The 16,875-nt window shown below is 58.4% G+C and carries 14 protein-coding genes; 9 read left to right on the top strand and 5 right to left on the bottom strand.

The features are described 5' to 3' along the window. Window positions 1-16: 16 nt before the first annotated feature. Window positions 17-1,384 (top strand): sodium:proton antiporter NhaD, encoded by a 1,368-nt coding sequence (nhaD, locus tag HMPREF1487_RS13040; RefSeq protein ID WP_010797124.1) that lies wholly within the window; start codon window positions 17-19, stop codon window positions 1,382-1,384. A gap of 42 nt (window positions 1,385-1,426) precedes the next feature. On the opposite strand, the gene amn is transcribed toward nhaD, so the two are convergent. From amn to HMPREF1487_RS13020, 4 genes are all read right to left on the bottom strand, one after another. Continuing rightward, complete coding sequence (gene amn, locus HMPREF1487_RS13035; RefSeq protein WP_010797123.1) at window positions 1,427-2,902, bottom strand: AMP nucleosidase; 1,476 nt, start codon at window positions 2,900-2,902, stop codon at window positions 1,427-1,429. 86 nt (window positions 2,903-2,988) lie between these two features. Further along, complete coding sequence (locus tag HMPREF1487_RS13030) at window positions 2,989-4,767, bottom strand: ABC transporter ATP-binding protein (RefSeq protein WP_010797122.1); 1,779 nt, start codon at window positions 4,765-4,767, stop codon at window positions 2,989-2,991. Further along, window positions 4,760-6,493, bottom strand: a complete 1,734-nt coding sequence (locus HMPREF1487_RS13025; protein WP_010797121.1) for an ABC transporter ATP-binding protein — start codon at window positions 6,491-6,493, stop codon at window positions 4,760-4,762. The genes HMPREF1487_RS13030 and HMPREF1487_RS13025 overlap by 8 nt, the downstream gene beginning before the upstream one ends. A 43-nt stretch (window positions 6,494-6,536) precedes the next feature. Then, on the bottom strand, window positions 6,537-8,936 hold the full coding sequence (locus HMPREF1487_RS13020; protein WP_037030756.1) for a hybrid sensor histidine kinase/response regulator: 2,400 nt from the start codon (window positions 8,934-8,936) through the stop codon (window positions 6,537-6,539). A 173-nt stretch (window positions 8,937-9,109) separates the two neighbouring features. Here HMPREF1487_RS13020 and HMPREF1487_RS13015 point away from each other — a divergent pair, with 173 nt between their 5' ends. The 4 genes from HMPREF1487_RS13015 to HMPREF1487_RS13000 all read left to right on the top strand — a co-directional run bounded on the left by HMPREF1487_RS13015 (window position 9,110) and on the right by HMPREF1487_RS13000 (window position 12,603). Continuing rightward, on the top strand, window positions 9,110-9,907 hold the full coding sequence (locus HMPREF1487_RS13015) for a hydroxymethylpyrimidine/phosphomethylpyrimidine kinase (protein WP_026003714.1): 798 nt from the start codon (window positions 9,110-9,112) through the stop codon (window positions 9,905-9,907). Next, on the top strand, window positions 9,904-10,539 hold the full coding sequence (thiE, locus tag HMPREF1487_RS13010) for a thiamine phosphate synthase (RefSeq protein ID WP_010797118.1): 636 nt from the start codon (window positions 9,904-9,906) through the stop codon (window positions 10,537-10,539). The genes HMPREF1487_RS13015 and thiE overlap by 4 nt, the downstream gene beginning before the upstream one ends. A gap of 10 nt (window positions 10,540-10,549) precedes the next feature. Further along, window positions 10,550-11,836, top strand: a complete 1,287-nt coding sequence (hemL, locus tag HMPREF1487_RS13005) for a glutamate-1-semialdehyde 2,1-aminomutase (RefSeq protein ID WP_010797117.1) — start codon at window positions 10,550-10,552, stop codon at window positions 11,834-11,836. A 224-nt stretch (window positions 11,837-12,060) separates the two neighbouring features. After that, entirely contained in the window at window positions 12,061-12,603 is a 543-nt protein-coding gene (locus tag HMPREF1487_RS13000; protein ID WP_010797116.1) for a tetratricopeptide repeat protein, read from the top strand. 48 nt (window positions 12,604-12,651) lie between these two features. On the opposite strand, the gene HMPREF1487_RS12995 is transcribed toward HMPREF1487_RS13000, so the two are convergent. Further along, window positions 12,652-12,972, bottom strand: coding sequence for a DUF1820 family protein (locus tag HMPREF1487_RS12995; RefSeq protein ID WP_010797115.1), 321 nt, complete (start codon window positions 12,970-12,972; stop codon window positions 12,652-12,654). A 125-nt stretch (window positions 12,973-13,097) separates the two neighbouring features. Between HMPREF1487_RS12995 and miaB the strand changes: the two genes are divergently transcribed. From miaB to HMPREF1487_RS12975, 4 genes are all read left to right on the top strand, one after another. After that, the gene (gene miaB / locus HMPREF1487_RS12990) at window positions 13,098-14,471 is read left to right on the top strand and encodes a tRNA (N6-isopentenyl adenosine(37)-C2)-methylthiotransferase MiaB (RefSeq protein ID WP_010797114.1); all 1,374 of its coding nucleotides are present in this window, start codon (window positions 13,098-13,100) and stop codon (window positions 14,469-14,471) included. An 88-nt stretch (window positions 14,472-14,559) separates the two neighbouring features. Then, a complete protein-coding gene (locus HMPREF1487_RS12985) occupies window positions 14,560-15,567 on the top strand; it encodes a PhoH family protein (RefSeq protein ID WP_010797113.1) in 1,008 nt (335 codons plus the stop codon). After that, window positions 15,557-16,021, top strand: coding sequence for an rRNA maturation RNase YbeY (gene ybeY, locus HMPREF1487_RS12980; RefSeq protein ID WP_010797112.1), 465 nt, complete (start codon window positions 15,557-15,559; stop codon window positions 16,019-16,021). Before HMPREF1487_RS12985 ends, ybeY begins: the two co-directional genes overlap by 11 nt. Window position 16,022: 1 nt before the next feature. Further along, window positions 16,023-16,862: an HlyC/CorC family transporter gene (locus tag HMPREF1487_RS12975; RefSeq protein ID WP_019364055.1), complete on the top strand. Its 840-nt coding sequence runs from the start codon at window positions 16,023-16,025 to the stop codon at window positions 16,860-16,862. The last annotated feature ends 13 nt before the right edge of the window (window positions 16,863-16,875 follow it).

Genomic DNA, 16,875 nt, shown 5'->3' with positions numbered 1-16,875 from the left:
CCCTGGAAAGCCGCTCATGTATGTCTTCATGGCCTTAACCTTCGTGCTCGGATACCTCTGTATCGCCTGCGAGCACACCCTGAAAATCGATAAAGCCGCCTCGGCGCTGCTAACAGCCGTTGTCAGTTGGACGCTGCTGGTGCTGGGCGCAGATCAAATCCTGCCGCATCTGCAGCCCGGCAGCGACAACACTCATTTCGTGGTCGAGGAGCTGCGCCACCACCTGGGCGAGGTCTCGGAGATCCTGTTTTTCCTGATGGGCGCCATGACCATCGTCGAACTGATCGATGCCCACGAAGGCTTCACGGTCATTACCGACCGTATTCGTACCAACAAGCGCGTCAGCCTGCTATGGCTGGTAGGCCTGATCACGTTCTTCCTGTCTGCCGCGCTAGACAACCTGACGACTACCATCGTCATGGTTTCCCTGCTGCGCAAACTCATTGCCGATGCCAAGGAGCGCTGGTTCTACGCCGGGATTGTGGTCATTGCCGCGAATGCGGGTGGCGCCTGGTCACCTATTGGCGATGTAACGACTACCATGCTGTGGATTGGAAACCAGATCTCGGCCAGCGGTATCGTCATGAGTCTGTTCCTGCCCAGCCTGGTCTGCCTGCTTGTTCCCCTGGTGCTGCTCAGCTTTAGGCTCAAGGGCGAAGCCGAGCGACCGGCAATGGATGAGCATGAGAATAATGCGAATCCAACCACTCCGTTCGAGCGCAACCTTGTCTTTGCGCTGGGCATTGGCGCCCTGCTCTTTGTGCCGATCTTCAAGACCGTGACACACCTGCCGCCCTACATGGGTGTTCTGCTGGGCCTTGGCGTACTGTGGGTCGTGACTGAAATCATTCATCGCGGCAAGAACGATGAAGACAAGCACCCGCTGTCCGTGATTGGCGTACTGCGCCGGATCGATATGCCAAGCGTATTGTTTTTCCTGGGCATTCTGCTGGCAGTCTCCAGCCTGGCGACGGCAGGCCATCTTGTGCAGGTCGCCACTTGGCTGAAAGACGGCTTAGGCGATGTCTATGCCATCAATATCGCGATCGGTCTCCTGTCATCGGTGGTCGATAATGTACCGCTCGTAGCAGGCGCCATGAAAATGTATCCGCTGGTCTCCCCTGAAGCGCTGACGGCGGCCAGCTCAGCTGACGCCGGCTGGCTCACCCATTTCCTGGCCGATGGGCGATTCTGGGAAATGCTGGCCTATTGCGCCGGTACAGGCGGCAGCTGTCTGATCATCGGTTCGGCAGCTGGCGTAGCAGCAATGGGCATGGAGAAGATCGACTTCATGTGGTACCTGAAACGCATCAGCCTGCTGGCGCTATTGGGTTACCTGGGTGGTGCCGCCACTTACATCGGCCTGGCCAGTCTAGGCGCATAAGAAAAAAGGCCAGCTTTACGCTGGCCTTTTTGTTTTCAGGTATCAACGGAAAGGCGGTTCGTCAAAGCTGCGCAGCTTGCGCGAGTGCAGCGAATCCAGCTGCGCCCGGAGCAGGTCCAATGCCGCGATACCGATTGCCAGGTGCTGACTGACGGCTCGCTCGTAGAACGCATTGGCCGAGCCCGGCAGCTTGATCTCGCTGTGCAGGGGTTTGTCTGACACACACAGCAAAGTGCCGTACGGGACGCGCAGTCGATACCCTTGAGCCGCAATAGTGCCGCTCTCCATATCCACCGCAATGGCGCGGGCCAGATTGATGACAGGCCGCTCCTGCGCCCATCTCAGCTCCCAGTTACGGTCGTCATAGGTCAGCACTGTGCCGGTTCGCAGCCGGCGCTTGAGCGCCTCGCCACGGTCGCCCGTCACCTGAGCTGCCGCTTCTGCCAGGGCCACCTGCACTTCGGCCAGGGCCGGGATTGGTATGTGAGGCGGCAATACACGGTCCAGAATGCCGTCACGACGCATATAGGCATGCGCGAGTACGTAATCGCCGATGTTCTGTGACTGCCGCAGCCCGCCACAGTGGCCGATCATCAGCCAGCAGTGCGGGCGTAAGACGGCCAGATGATCCGTAATGTTCTTGGCATTGGATGGCCCCACCCCGATGTTTACGAGGGTAACGCCATGACCATCCGCGGCGATCAGGTGATAGGCCGGCATCTGAAAGCGATGCCAGGCGATACCGCCAATGATGGACTGGGCCTCGCCATCATCCAGGCCGCGCTCGATGGTGACATTACCCGGCAGCACCATACGCACGAACCGAGGATCGTCCCGCAGCTGCTGTAAGCCATGACGAATGAATTGATCGACATAGCGGTGGTAATTGGTCAGGAGAATCCAGGGCTGCACATGGCGCCAGTCACTGCCGGTATAGTGCACGATACGACGCAGGGAAAAGTCCGTCCGGGCGGCATCGAACAGCGATAGGGGAAGAATGGTCTCCTGCGCCCAGTCATACAGGCCATCGGCGATATCGTCGTGGGCGGCGGACAGGTCGGTACTGGGAAAGACGCGCGCCAGCTCGGCGGCCGTCACGCCCGACCCGGCCAGTTCATCCCCCTGCTCCACCACATAGGGATAGGGGATATCCTGCTCGCTCGGCCCCACCTCGACCAGAATGTCGTATTCCGCCATGAGCGGTTCGAGCTGTTCAAGCAGGTATTTGCGAAAGGCAGCCGGGTGCGTAACGGTGGCCCGGTAAGTACCCGGAAGCTGCACCTTGGCATAGGCCCGCGTGGTAGTCGGCACCGCCTGGGAGGAGCGGTAGCACAGACGGATCTCGGGATACCGGAACAGCTGTCGCTCGGCCTCAGTCGGCTCGATACGATCCTTGAGGTAGCGCTTGAGCGCACTGCTCAAGGCCTGGGTTGCCTGCTGATGCAGCGCAGCCAGCCGATCCACCGCCTCGCTAGCCGAATGGGCTGCAACAAAACCATCTTCGAACGTCTGAGGCATGCACGATTTCCTTACTCAAGAATGAACGAGGCAATCTGGCTCCTGCGTCGACTCATCAGCAGGCCAGACAGCCCCTTTGCCAGCATTTAGTCAGAGAGTAGCTGAGTTGGATCACGGTTATCTGACAATTGCTCAGAATCCCTGCGCTGATTCCACAGGTGATGATAATGCCCTTCGGGGTTGGCCAAGAGTTGTGCGTGATTCCCCTCCTCCACCAGCCGTCCTTGCCGCAGCACAATGATGCGATCGGCATCACGGATCGTCGACAGCCGGTGCGCCACTACAATCATCGTCACCTTGCCGCGCAAGTCATGCAGCGCTTCCTGCAAGAGCGTTTCGGTTTCACTGTCGATACTGGCCGTCGCCTCATCCAGCAGCAACACCTTGGGCTGGCGCAGCAGGGCTCGCGCCAGCGCCAGCAATTGCCGCTCACCCGTGGAAAGCGTAAAGCCACGTTCACCCAGCCGGGTTTCCAGCCCCTCGGGCAACCGTGCAATCAGGGGAGACAGGTGAGCATCATCAAGCGCCTCCTGAAGACGCCACGGCTCTGCCTCACTGCCCAGCAGCAGGTTATCGCGCAGGGTGCTGGAACGAATGAATGGCTCCTGCGGTACGGTAGCAATGGCGGCTCCCAATGCCTCAGGCGTCAGTTTTGATAGCTCACGGCCATCCAGTAGGAGTTGGCCACCCGTTACCGGCTGCAAGCCGGCCAGAAGGTCAAGCAGGGTCGATTTCCCGCTGCCGGTCGGCCCGACGATCGCCAGGAACGTGCCAGGGGCAATCTCCAGATTGATATCGCTCAACGTGTCGTGATCCGCACCTTCATGGCGGAAGCGAACCTGTTTGAGCTCAAAGCAGGCCTTGTCCACCGACCGGCTATCGGTACCCTGTAGTGCCTGGGCCTGATCGAGCAGATTAAGCAGTCGCGTACCGGCAACGCTCGCCTGCTGATAGAGATTGAACCGCTGAGTGATTTCCATCAGTGGCTCCGTCACTCGCCCCAGGTAAGTCACAAAGGCGTACATCACCCCGATCTCGGCTCCTCCACCCAGGTGATTCAGACCATAGGTCAGGAGCAATACCGCCAGTACAATCACGCTCACCAGATCGAGCGCCGAACGCAAGAGCAGGCCCGAGAAACGTACCGTACTGATTCGTGCCTCGTACTGTTGCTGGTTGAGATCATGGAAGTGCTTGCGGAACGGCGCGGTCTGGTTGAAGGCCTGGATAATAGCCATTCCGCCAATCGCCTCATTGAGACGCGCGCTCTGCTCGGAGCGCAGCGCCCTCACCCGCATGGCAGCCGGCCCGCTCAAGCGCTGATACAGCCAGACGATAAAGGCGGCCGCCGGGATAAGCAGCATGGCGATCATCATGAGATGGACATTCATCAGTGCCATGGCCACCAGAATGCCGATCAGTAGCACAATATTGCCAACAATAGTGCCCAAAAACGCGACATAGAGTTCACGCAGGGCATCTGTGTCATTGGTTACCCGCGCGACCAGCTCCCCGGTTGCCGTACGGTCATGAAAGCTCTGCGGCAAGTGCAGAACATGGCGGAACAGCCGCCGACGCAACAGCAGTACCGTATCCATGGCGATGCCAGCAAACCGCAGGCTTTGCAGGTAACGCCCGAGTGCGGCGAGCGCCTGAGTTACTACATAGATCAGGAACAGTACGATCAGGGGCTCAGCCCGCAGATCGCCAGGCACCAGGTAGGTATCCAGATAATGTTTAGTTAGCCAGGGGCCCATCACGTCCATGACAGTTGCCCCAATCAGGATAGCCACAGCCGCCATCAGCCGGCGCGGATTGGCCAGCACCGGCCCCAGCAGCAATTTGATAACACGATGCTTAGGCATGTTCGCCTCCTGCCTGTTGCAGCTGCCAGAGTCGGGCGTAGACACCACCCTGCGCCAGCAACTGTTCATGCGAGCCTCGCTCGGCGATACGGCCCTCCTCCAACACAATCAACTGATCAGCCTCCCGTACGGCAGACAGACGATGGCTCACAATGATGCGCGTCCGATTGCCCAGGCGAGCCAGCGTCTCGAGCAGACGTGTTTCGGTCGCGGTATCAACGGCCGACAGCGTGTCATCCAGCAGCAGGATAGGCGCATCGGATAACAGTGCACGCGCCAGGGCTACCCGCTGTCGCTGACCTCCAGACAATGTTACACCGCGCTCACCCACCGGCGTTTCAAGCCCTTCGGGAAGCTGCTTGAGGTCTGTGGCAAAGGCCGCGTCGGTCAGAGCGCCCCGGATCTGCTCGGGTGTAGCCTCAGGTCGTCCAAGTGCAACGTTTTCAGCCAGACTGCGGGCAAACAGGAAAGGATCCTGGGGAACGTATGCAAACTGAGCCCTTAACGCTTCCAGTGAATACGCCTCAAGAGGATGATCGCCCAGGCGAATCTCGCCGTCCGTCAAAGGGTACTGACGGAGCAGCAGCCGCAGCAAGGTGCTCTTCCCGCTGCCTGTGGCGCCCACAATGCCCAGCGTACTTCCTGCCGGAAGCTCGAAGTGAATATCCTGCAACGCAGGCGTCTGGCCTTGAGGATAGACAAAGGAAGGAATATTCACGCTCAACGTCGATCCGGGCTCGGGCGTCAGTGTCCCCTCGTCTCGGATGCTTTCTACAGAGGCAAAAAACTCCCGCAGGCGACGCCCTCCCGCCTCTCCGCGCTGGAGGATATTGAGGCACCAGCCAATGGCAAACATTGGCCAGATCAGTTGTACAAGGTAAAGGCTGAAGCTGGTCAGCTGTCCTAGCGTAATGGCGCCCTGCATGTAGCGTCCGGTGCCCACGATCAATGTCAGCAGCGTGGCGCAGCTTAGCGCTACGAAGATGATGGGCTCGTACTTGGCTTCGGTTCGCTGAACAGCGTAGTCAGCCTTGGCCGCCGCACGGGCGCGCTCGTCAAAATCATCCAGCTCCGCTTCGATCAGCGCGTTCTGTCGCAGCATACGCAGCCCGCTCAAAGCCTCCTGAGTGCGATCATTGAGGTCTGAGAAGCGCTGCAAGGTCTGCCCGAAGCGTTGCTGAACCCGCTTCGCCACGTGGTAGAACCCCCAGGCCATGAACGGAAACGGCAGCAGGGCCATGAGCGCCAACGGCGCATCGATACCGACCAGCATGACTGCCAGTACAAGCACCAGGGTCATGGCCCCGTCAAAACTGGACAGCACGCCCTCACCGGCAGCCATCTCTACTGCATCGATATCCTGGGTAGCCCGTGCCAGTAGATCGCCCGTACGACTCGCCTGAAAAAAGCCGGGATCTAGTCGGGTAAGCTTGGCGTAAAACGCATCGCGCAGCTCCACGCCTACCTTGTACGCGGTTCCGAACAACCGTACCCGCCAGTGATAACGAAGCACATAGAGCCCAAGACCAACCACCGCCAGCAGGGCGACACGCCCTAGCAGCTCCGTTCGCTCGAGCTCACCGGCCCGTAGTGCATCAATGGTTTTGCCTACCCACCAGGGCAGCGTCAGATTCAAGAGGCCTACGCCCAACAGGCAGGTGATTGCCCCGCAATAGGCCAGTCGATGGCGAAAGAGAAAATCGCGCAGTAACGTCCAAAGCGCCATGTAAAGAAATACCTGAACATAAGTAGCTGCCCAGTATAGCCCTCTATGACGTCTGAACCGGAGCCTGACAGAGCAGCCAATCCTGTAGAAGAGTTTGCAGTTCACCCAGCCTGACCGGCTTGGCCAGGTAATCGCTCATCCCGGCCGCCAGGCAACGCTCCCGATCACCATGGTGTGGATGGGATGATAACGCCAGCACCGGCAACTCCTTGCAATCGGGCAATGCCCGAATGGCCCGACAGATGGCAAACCCATCCATGACCGGCATCTGGCAATCGAGCAGGACGGCATCTACCGTTACCTGATCCAGGAGTTCAAGTGCCTGAGAGCCGGAATCGGCAGTCCGCACCTGATAGCCCAGCCGGAGCAGCATGCCACGCAGGATCATCTCGTCATGAGCATTGCTCTCCACGATCAGAACCGTGCAATTGGCGGGCTGCCGTGTCGTCAGCACACAGGCGCGGCGCGCAGGTGCCGGCAGCGCCACACGCCCCGGTAGCGGCAAGGTAATAGCCATGCGGAAGCGACTTCCAGTCCCCACCTGCGAGGAATGGCTGAGCGTTCCCCCCAGGAGATGGATCAGCTTGCGACACAGGGCCAGGCCAATTCCCAATCCGCCATAGCGGCGCGTCAGGGAACCATCGAGCTGATGGAAGCGCTGATAGAGCTGCTCGCTCTGCTCCGGCGTAAACCCAATCCCCGTATCGACCACCTCAATCAACAGCGGCTGGCGATAAGCATCTGCCTGCGCATCCGGATGCGCCTGTACGCGCACCGTTACCGATCCTTCATGCGTGAACTTAATGGCGTTTTCGATCAGATGCCCCAAGGCTCTGGCCAGCTTTGGTGCGTCACCTTCCAGGGTATCGGGCAATGCTGGGTCGATTTCCACCTGGAACGCCAGACGCTTGGCCTCGGCACTCGAGGTATAGCGCGTGCGTAAACTGTCAAAGAGTCCATGCAGACTGAACGGCACCCGCCGAGCTACCTGCTTGCCGGCACGCAGCTCGGTGAGGGTCAGGATGTCATCCACCATGCGCATCATTGCTCGCGCGGACTCGCTGGCGGACTGGTGGTACTGCTCCAGCTCCACCGTCATGGGCTGCGTCTGGATCAGTTCCAGCGAGCCGATAACGCCGTTCATGGGCGTTCGCAACTCATGGGTCACGGTAGCCAGAAACTCATCCTTCAAGCGATTACTGTTGGCCAGCTCCTCATTCAACCGCTCCAGTGCACGGCGAGACTCTTCGAGAATCCGCGCCCGTTCCTCGCGCATGGCATTGATCCGGTCAGCCAGAGCCAACGAAAGCAAGGCTACCTCAAGCGCCGAGCCAATCTGGCTCGCATAGACCGTGAGGAAGTTATAAGGCAACAGACCGGCTACCATCAGAATATTGGCCAGCCCGCCAAGCAGGAAAATCGACCATGCGATGATGAAGTAACGCGCGGTACGCATACCGTCGAACCAGGCCCGGATACCGGCCGTGAACACGACAAAGATAAAGATCAGTGCCAGGAGCGTGGCCAACCGCATCGCCGTCGCGTAGTCACAGGTCAGTGACGTCAGGACGCACAGGCAGGCCAGCAGGATCAGGCCCTTCATGCAGAGGTCGATTCGACGACTGTACTGGCGGGTCTGCAGGAAATGTCGGGTGAACTGGCTACCAAAGATACCTGCCATGCCGACAAAGAATGGCGTTGCGATGTTGGCCCAGCGAGGACTGTCCGGCCACAGGTACTCGGAGCCGGTCCCGTTGATCGACAGCAGATAGCAGCCGAACGAGCCGACATAAAAGATGTGATACAGGTAACTGGGATCGCGAACGCTGAGGAAAATAAGCAGGTTATAGAGCATCATCACCAGCAGAACACCGTAGATGATACCTAGCAGATAAACACGTGCCGGCTCGGCCTCGATAAACGCCCTGGTGGTCCAGAGCACCAGCGGGGCCTGAACGGACCCCTGACTTTCAACCCGCAGATACAGCCGCTTCGTCTCTCCCGGTGCAAACGACAGCGGATACAGATAGCTGCTGTGCCGAATCAGACGGCTGCTGAACGGCAGTGTATCCCCCATGCGCTGGGCCAATCGGTACACACCTTGCGCATCGGGTGTGTAGATATCATAGCGGTCGAGTGGTGGGTAGGAGAGTTCGAGCAGCCAGCTCTTGGGCCCAATGCCGGTCTTGGGTCGATACGCAAGATCCAGGCGAATCCAGTAGGCCGAGCGTGAATAGCCGGCCCCAAAAACATCTTCGCCATGCCGGATAAAGCTGCCACTTAATGCCGGTGATGTGATGTCTTCGATAGTCGATGTGCCACGAACATCCTCGAATACCTCAAGCGACTGCCCGAGGGACAATCGTTCGATCGACTCATCAAACTCAACGGCCTGTACCCACCAGGGCCATGCGAGCAGAATGAAAAAGAACCAGTTGCGCATATAAAAGGCTTCGCCAGAAAAGCCCGCAGGCAGCATCATGCACAAACTGCCCTCTCGTGCGACGCATCCCTTCAAGCATTGAGTTAGGTGCGGCACTCTATCACAGGCCGGCCCAGCAGCTACACTGCCGACCGGAGCCTTTGTTCAGCCTGTTTAGTGATAAGCTTTTTGCCATGAATACACACAACGCTCGTCCCGTCGTCCTTTGCCTTTCCGGTCATGACCCCAGCGGCGGCGCTGGTCTGCAGGCAGACATCGAAGCCCTGATCGCCCAGGGCTGCCATGCGGCACCCGCCGTCACCGCGCTGACCGTTCAGGATACGATCAACGTGTCCGACTTTCGTGTACTGGACCGTGCCTGGGTGATGGCCCAGGCCAACGCCGTGCTGACGGATCTTCCTGTCGCAGCCGTCAAGCTGGGCATGCTTGGTTCTATCGAAATGGTTGAAACAGTACTGGATATCCTCGCGGATCATCCACAGTTGCCACTGGTGTGCGACCCGGTGCTACGCGCCGGTGGTGGTGGAGCCCTTGGCAAGGATGAGGTGGGTTATGCCATCCGCGAGCGGCTGTTGCCGCGCGCAACGATTGTCACGCCTAACCTCCCCGAGGCCCGCATCCTGGCCGAGCTGCCGGAAGGGACGGCAGACGCGTGTGCCGACAAACTTCTCCCCTACTGCGAGCATTTGCTCATCACAGGCGGTCATGGTGACGAGCAGGAAGTGCACAATCGCCTGTACACCCGTGACGGGCATCAGGAAACCTTTATCTGCCAGCGTCTTCCCGGTAGCTATCACGGTTCGGGCTGCACGCTGGCCAGCGCACTGGCCGGGCGGCTGGCTTTGGGAGAAGCCCTGCCCAGCGCAGTTCGCTCAGCCCTGGACTACACCTGGCGCACCCTGCGTGATGCCGAGCGTCCCGGCCGCGGCCAGTATATTCCCCGTCGCCTGCCACTGGACTTCTGCTCATGACTCCACTGCGTGGTCTGTACGCCATTACTGACAGCCAGCTCCTGGCCGACGACAAGCTTCTCCCCTATGTGGAAGCCGCATTGAAGGGCGGTGCCCGCTTGATTCAATATCGGGACAAATCCAGCGACCAGGTCCGCCGTCGGGACGAAGCTCAGGCACTGTCCGAGCTGTGTAGACGCCACGGCGCAGACCTCATCATCAATGACGACCTTGAGCTTGCACTCCAATTGGGTGTGGGCCTGCATCTGGGGCAGGAAGATGGATCCCTCGCCGAAGCACGCCAACAGTTAGGTCAGGCGGCAATTCTGGGAGGTACTTGCCATGCCCAGCTGGCCCTGGCGGAACGCGCTGTCCTGGAAGGCGCCAGCTACATCGCCTTTGGTCGCTTCTTCAACTCAAACACAAAACCCGGCGCACCGGCGGCCACGCCTGAACTGCTGATCGAGGCGCAACGCCGCTTCACCGTGCCGGTGTGCGCCATTGGAGGCGTTACCCTCGACAATGCCCCCTCACTGATCGAGCGTGGAGCCAGTCTGATTGCCGTCATTCATGCATTGTTTTCCGCGCCCTCTGCCGAAGAGGTAGAGCGCCGCGCCCGGGCATTCAGTGCACTGTTCAACCCCATTTCGTAGAGAATTCGCCATGTCACGCTCCGAAACACTGTTCGCCGATGCCCAGAAGCATATTCCAGGTGGCGTCAATTCCCCGGTTCGCGCCTTCAAAAGCGTGGGCGGCACGCCCCTTTTCTTCAAGCATGCCGCAGGCGCCTATGTCATCGACGAAGACGACAAGCGTTACGTTGACTATGTAGGCTCCTGGGGCCCGATGATTCTGGGGCATAGTCATCCCGACGTACTGGATGCTGTGCGCCGCCAGCTTGAACATGGTTTGTCCTATGGCGCACCAACTGCCATGGAAACCGAAATGGCCAATCTGATCTGCCAGCTGGTGCCCTCCATGGAAATGGTGCGCATGGTCAGCTCAGGCACCGAAGCCACCATGAGTGCCATTCGCCTGGCACGTGGATATACCGGTCGCGACACCATCATCAAGTTTGAAGGGTGCTATCACGGCCATTCGGACAGTCTTCTGGTAAAAGCGGGCTCTGGTGCCCTCACCTTGGGCGTTCCCAGCTCTCCTGGCGTACCCGCTGCGTTTGCCCAGCACACCCTTACCCTACCCTACAACGACCTGGACGCCGTCAAGGAAACCCTGCAGAAAGTAGGTGCGGATATCGCCTGTATCATTGTCGAGCCCGTGGCCGGCAACATGAACTGCGTACCGCCTGCCCCCGGCTTCCTGCAGGGCTTGCGTACCCTGTGCGATGAACATGGCGTGGTGCTGATTTTTGACGAGGTCATGACTGGCTTCCGCGTTGCCTTGGGTGGTGCCCAGGCTCATTACGAAATCACACCGGACCTCACCACGTTTGGCAAGATCGTGGGTGGAGGCATGCCTGTCGGGTGCTTTGGCGGTAAGCGCGCCATCATGGAAAAGATTGCACCGCTTGGCCCGGTCTATCAGGCCGGCACGCTGTCCGGTAACCCACTCGCCATGGCAGCTGGCCTGACGACGCTTAAGCTCATCAGCCGTCCCGGCTTCCACGACGAGCTGACCGCCCTGACAACCCGTCTGCTGATCGGGTTGCGCGAACGTGCCCAGGCAGCAGGCGTTCCGTTCGTTACCACCCAGGCAGGCGGCATGTTCGGCCTTTATTTCAGCACGGCAGACGACATCGTGACCTTCGATGACGTCATGGCCAGCGATGTCGAGCGCTTCAAGCGCTTCTTCCACCTGATGCTGGAAGGTGGCGTCTATCTCGCACCCAGCGCTTTCGAAGCCGGCTTCACCTCCATTGCACATGGCGAAGCGGAACTCGACATCACGTTCAAGGCAGCCGAACGTGCTTTTGCCGCGCTGAAAAACTGAGTACCGCCTATCGATGGTTTCGCTTGTAGGCAAACGGAGCGGAACCATCGTTTGCAATGAGCCTCTCAGTTTGAAACAGCCGATATCAGGCAATTACAAAAAAAGTTCATCGTAACTGCGTAAATTTTTTGTAAGGTGGTATCGGCTTCACTCATAATGTGCGAGCCGGCGCGTTTCGCCGGTCGGGTTTCCAGAAAAACCTGCCTCGATCCTGGAGGCGTTCCATGCACCGCGCCGGCCGTTTCATCATTACCAGCTTGCTCCTGTTCCCGCTGCTCGCCTTTGCGGGCGGTAATTCCCTGCTCATTCCCAGCACCAGCCGCTGCAACCTCAATGCAGCCCCGGAAGAGCTTCCGCAAGCTCTCTCCAAGTGCCAGCAGACTGCCCGCGCCGGTGATGCGCAGGCGCAATATGAGCTAGGCAGCTTTTACTACGATGGCAAACAGACCCCAAAGGATTTGAATCAGGCTCGTATCTGGTTCGAGCAGGCTTCGCTGAAGGGCCATGCTGATGCGCAGTACCGATTGGGCACCATGTTTTTCCGTGGCGAAGGTGTTCAGGCCAATACCGTGCAGGCCTATATCGTACTCAAGATGGCCGCCATCAACGGCTCGGAAGACGCCATGGACACCGCGGATCTGGTAGCTGAGCAGATGAGAAGGGATGAGCTGGAAATTGCAACCCAGGTGCTGGGTCAGATTTTCAGAGACTACCTGCAGGATTTGCAGACGGCAGGCACCGGAAATCCTTTCGCGCCACTTCCCTGACAAACCGGTAGACGCAGCCGCATGGTATGACGGCTGCGTTTTGCGGCATTATTTCTCCGGCATTGGTACCGGAAATGGCATGACGTTCGTTCCGCCCTTGGCTTCGCTGATCTTGGCCTGGCCAAGACGCTCCACTTCGTCGATCCGGATGACCGAGTGCAAGGGAACGAAGCTGCGGATAACGCCTTCGAACTGGGACTTCAGTTTTTCTTCACTGGGGTCTACGACGACTTGCGTACGCTCGCCAAAGACGAATTCTTCGACTTCGAGAAAGCCCCACAGATCACTTTGATAGATCTGCTTGGCATACATCTCGTAAACCTGTCCCTGGTTATGAAAAATCACCTTATAGATCGCTGGTTTGCTCATGATGATGGGTAACAGGAATGAAAACGGGGACGGATAATAGCAGTGAGGAGACGATCAGTGCTAGGAAGCAAGGACTCTCATCCTTATAATATGCGGTCATCAATTTTTTCCCCGACGAAGCGCGCATGACCAAGAAGCTTTTCATCGAAACTCACGGCTGCCAGATGAACGAGTATGACTCGTCCCGCATGGTCGACCTCCTCGGTGAGCTTCAGGCGCTGGAGCTGACCGCAAATCCGGCCGAAGCCGATGTGATCCTGCTCAATACCTGCTCCATTCGTGAAAAGGCTCAGGAAAAGGTCTTTTCACAACTGGGCCGCTGGCGCGAACTGAAGTTACAGAACCCCGAGCTGGTGATCGGCGTGGGCGGCTGCGTGGCCAGCCAGGAAGGCGCCGCGATTCGTGATCGTGCGCCCTACGTCGACGTGGTGTTCGGCCCTCAGACACTGCATCGCCTGCCTGAAATGATCGACGCGGCCCGGGCTACTCGCGCGCCACAGGTCGACATTTCATTCCCGGAAATCGAGAAATTCGATCGCCTGCCCGAACCTCGTGTCGATGGTCCCAGCGCATTCGTCTCGATCATGGAAGGCTGCAGCAAGTACTGCACGTTCTGCGTTGTGCCTTATACCCGTGGTGAAGAGGTCAGTCGACCCTTTGATGACGTCCTGGCCGAAGTGATTCACCTGGCCGAGAACGGCGTTCGCGAAGTCACTCTGCTCGGACAGAACGTCAATGGCTATCGCGGCCTGACCCATGATGGCCGGATCGCCGACTTTGCCGAGCTGCTGCGCGTGGTGGCGGCCGTTGATGGTATCGACCGGATTCGCTACACCACCTCGCATCCGCTGGAGTTTTCCGACGCCCTGATCCAGGCACACGCCGAGATCCCGGAGCTGGCCAAATTCGTGCATCTGCCGGTGCAGTCGGGTTCTGACCGAATCCTGGCAGCCATGAAGCGCAACCACATGGCCATCGAGTACAAATCACGTATTCGCAAACTCAAGGCGGCGGTTCCTGATATCTGCATCAGCTCTGACTTCATTGTTGGCTTTCCGGGCGAAACCGAGAAAGACTTCGAGCAGACCATGAAGCTGATCGAGGACGTCGGCTTCGACTTCTCCTACTCCTTCGTCTACAGCGCACGCCCCGGCACACCGGCAGCGGATCTGGTGGACGATACCCCGGAAGAGGTCAAGAAACAGCGTCTGCAGATCCTGCAAGCCCGCATCAACCAGCAGGGCTTCGAGATCAGTCGTCGCATGATTGGCACGGTCCAGACCATCCTGGTCAGCGACTTTTCCAAGAAGGACCCAGGCATGCTCCAGGGTCGTACGGAAAACAACCGCATCGTCAATTTCCGCTCCAGCAATGCCCTGCTGATTGGCCAGTTCGTCCAGGTTCATATTGATGACGCACTGCCCCACTCCCTGCGAGGCACCCTTCTGGCAGAAATTGCACAGCCGCATGCAACTTCCGGTGCCATAGTCACTGTCTGACTATTGGTAGAGTGCGCACTTTGCCAAGTGCGCACAACCGATTACTCTTCAAGTAAACATCATCAGCTATAGGGCGATTACTCCTTCCTTGAATACACCTCAAGAACCTCGGCGCTTTACTCTCGAACCGTTTGATGCTCAACGCTTTGCCAAGCTTTGCGGCCAGCTCGACGAAAACCTTCGGCAGATCGAAAAACGGCTCGATATCGAAATCCGCAACCGCGGCAACCAGTTCGAACTGGTCGGCCCGCCGGAGCGTATCCAGTCGGCTGAAAATCTGCTGCGACGTTTGTATCGCGAGACCAAGACCGAAGATGACCTGACGCCTGACATGGTTCACCTGTTTCTGCAGGAATCCGGTCTTGAAGGGCTTTCCGAGCCTCAGAGCGATCTGAATATTTCTCTGCGCACCCGTAAAGGCATGATTCGTCCTCGCGGCGCCAATCAGCAGCGGTATGTCAAGTCGATCCTCGATCATGACATCAACTTCGGCATTGGCCCGGCGGGCACCGGCAAGACCTACCTCGCCGTAGCCTGTGCCGTCGATGCTCTCGAACGAGAGCAGATCCGCCGTATCCTGCTGGTTCGCCCCGCGGTTGAAGCGGGCGAGAAGCTCGGCTTCCTACCGGGTGATCTGGCTCAGAAGATCGACCCGTATCTGCGTCCTTTGTATGACGCCCTGTACGAGATGCTTGGCTTTGAGACCGTAGCCAAACTGATCGAACGGCAGGTTATCGAAGTGGCGCCACTGGCTTACATGCGGGGTCGAACACTCAACAACAGCTTCATCATTCTTGACGAGAGCCAGAACACTACCGTTGAGCAGATGAAAATGTTCCTGACACGTATCGGCTTCGGCTCTACAGCCGTCATCACCGGCGATATCACCCAGGTCGACCTGCCCCGCGGCACGCGCTCAGGCCTGGCTCATGTCATCAACGTCCTGAAAGACGTGCCGGGCATTGGATTTACGCACTTCCTGGCAAAGGACGTGGTACGTCATCCTCTGGTACAGCGCATTGTCGAAGCTTATGATCGCTTTGAACAACAGCAGACTGACAAACGTCAGTCGCGGGAAAACACGAATGACGATTGAGCTTGATGTACAAATCGCCAGCGAAGCGCCCGATCTACCTGAGGAACCTGAGTTACGTCGCTGGTGTGAGGTCGCCCTCCGCCAGCGCACCGCTGATTCAGAACTGACCATCCGCCTGGTGGATGAGCCGGAAGGTCGCGAACTCAATCGCACCTACCGGCACAAGGACTATGCCACCAACGTACTTACCTTCCCGGCCGATGTACCCGACGAGCTGCTGGATATTCCGCTGCTGGGTGACGTCATCATCTGCGCACCAGTCATCGCGCGTGAGGCTGCCGAGCAGGGTAAGCTTCTCAAGGCCCATTGGGCTCATATGGTTATTCATGGCTGCCTGCACCTGCTTGGCTATGACCATATCGAAGACGAAGAAGCGGAAGAAATGGAAAGCCTGGAACGAAAATTGCTGGCAGAACTAGGTCATCCCGACCCCTATGGCGACGAACAAAACTGACATGAACGAAGATCGATCGAGTAACGGGCACAGGTCCTGGCTGGAACGGATTGTCCAGGCTTTTGCCCACGAGCCCAAGAGCCGCCAGGAACTTCTGGAGTTGCTCCGTGAAGCTCACGAAAACAAGGTGCTCGACAGTGAAGCCTTATCCATTGTCGAGGGCGCTATCTCTGTTGCCGACCTGCAAGTACGCGACATCATGGTGCCGCGCTCACAGATCATTAGCGTCAAGGCCCACCAGACGCCGCAGGAGTTCCTGCCTGCTGTCATTGAGGCCGCTCACTCCCGCTATCCGGTCATTGGCGAGACGCCTGACGATATCCTCGGCGTCCTGCTCGCCAAGGATCTGCTGCCCCTGATCATTCACGGGGACCAGGCCTTCGATCTTAAGACTATTCTGCGCCCGGCCACCTTTGTTCCAGAATCCAAGCGGCTTAATGTGCTTCTGCGTGAGTTTCGTACCACGCACAACCATATGGCCATTGTGGTGGATGAGTATGGTGGTGTGGCAGGTCTTGTCACCATTGAAGATGTGCTTGAGCAGATTGTAGGTGACATCGAAGATGAACACGATGTTGAGGAAGAAAGCTTTATCAAACCGCTACCCAGCGGGGACTTCATCGTCAAGGCTCTGACACCTGTCCAGGCCATCAATGATTTCTTCGACACGGAATACCCCGATCAGGATGTGGATACGGTGGGCGGCCTTGTCATGAGCGCCTTCGGTCATCTTCCTCGCCGAAACGAGGAAGTGGTCATCGACGACTTCCGCTTTCGTGTACTCAACGCAGACGGTCGTCGCATCCATCTGCTGCGTATGACTCCGCTCACCGAGCGATAAACTGCAGCGGCCT

The sequence above is a fragment of the Pseudomonas sp. HPB0071 genome, assembly GCF_000478505.2.
Taxonomy (GTDB): Bacteria; Pseudomonadota; Gammaproteobacteria; order Pseudomonadales; family Pseudomonadaceae; genus Chryseomonas; species Chryseomonas luteola.
This window is presented reverse-complemented; position numbering and strand designations above follow the sequence as displayed.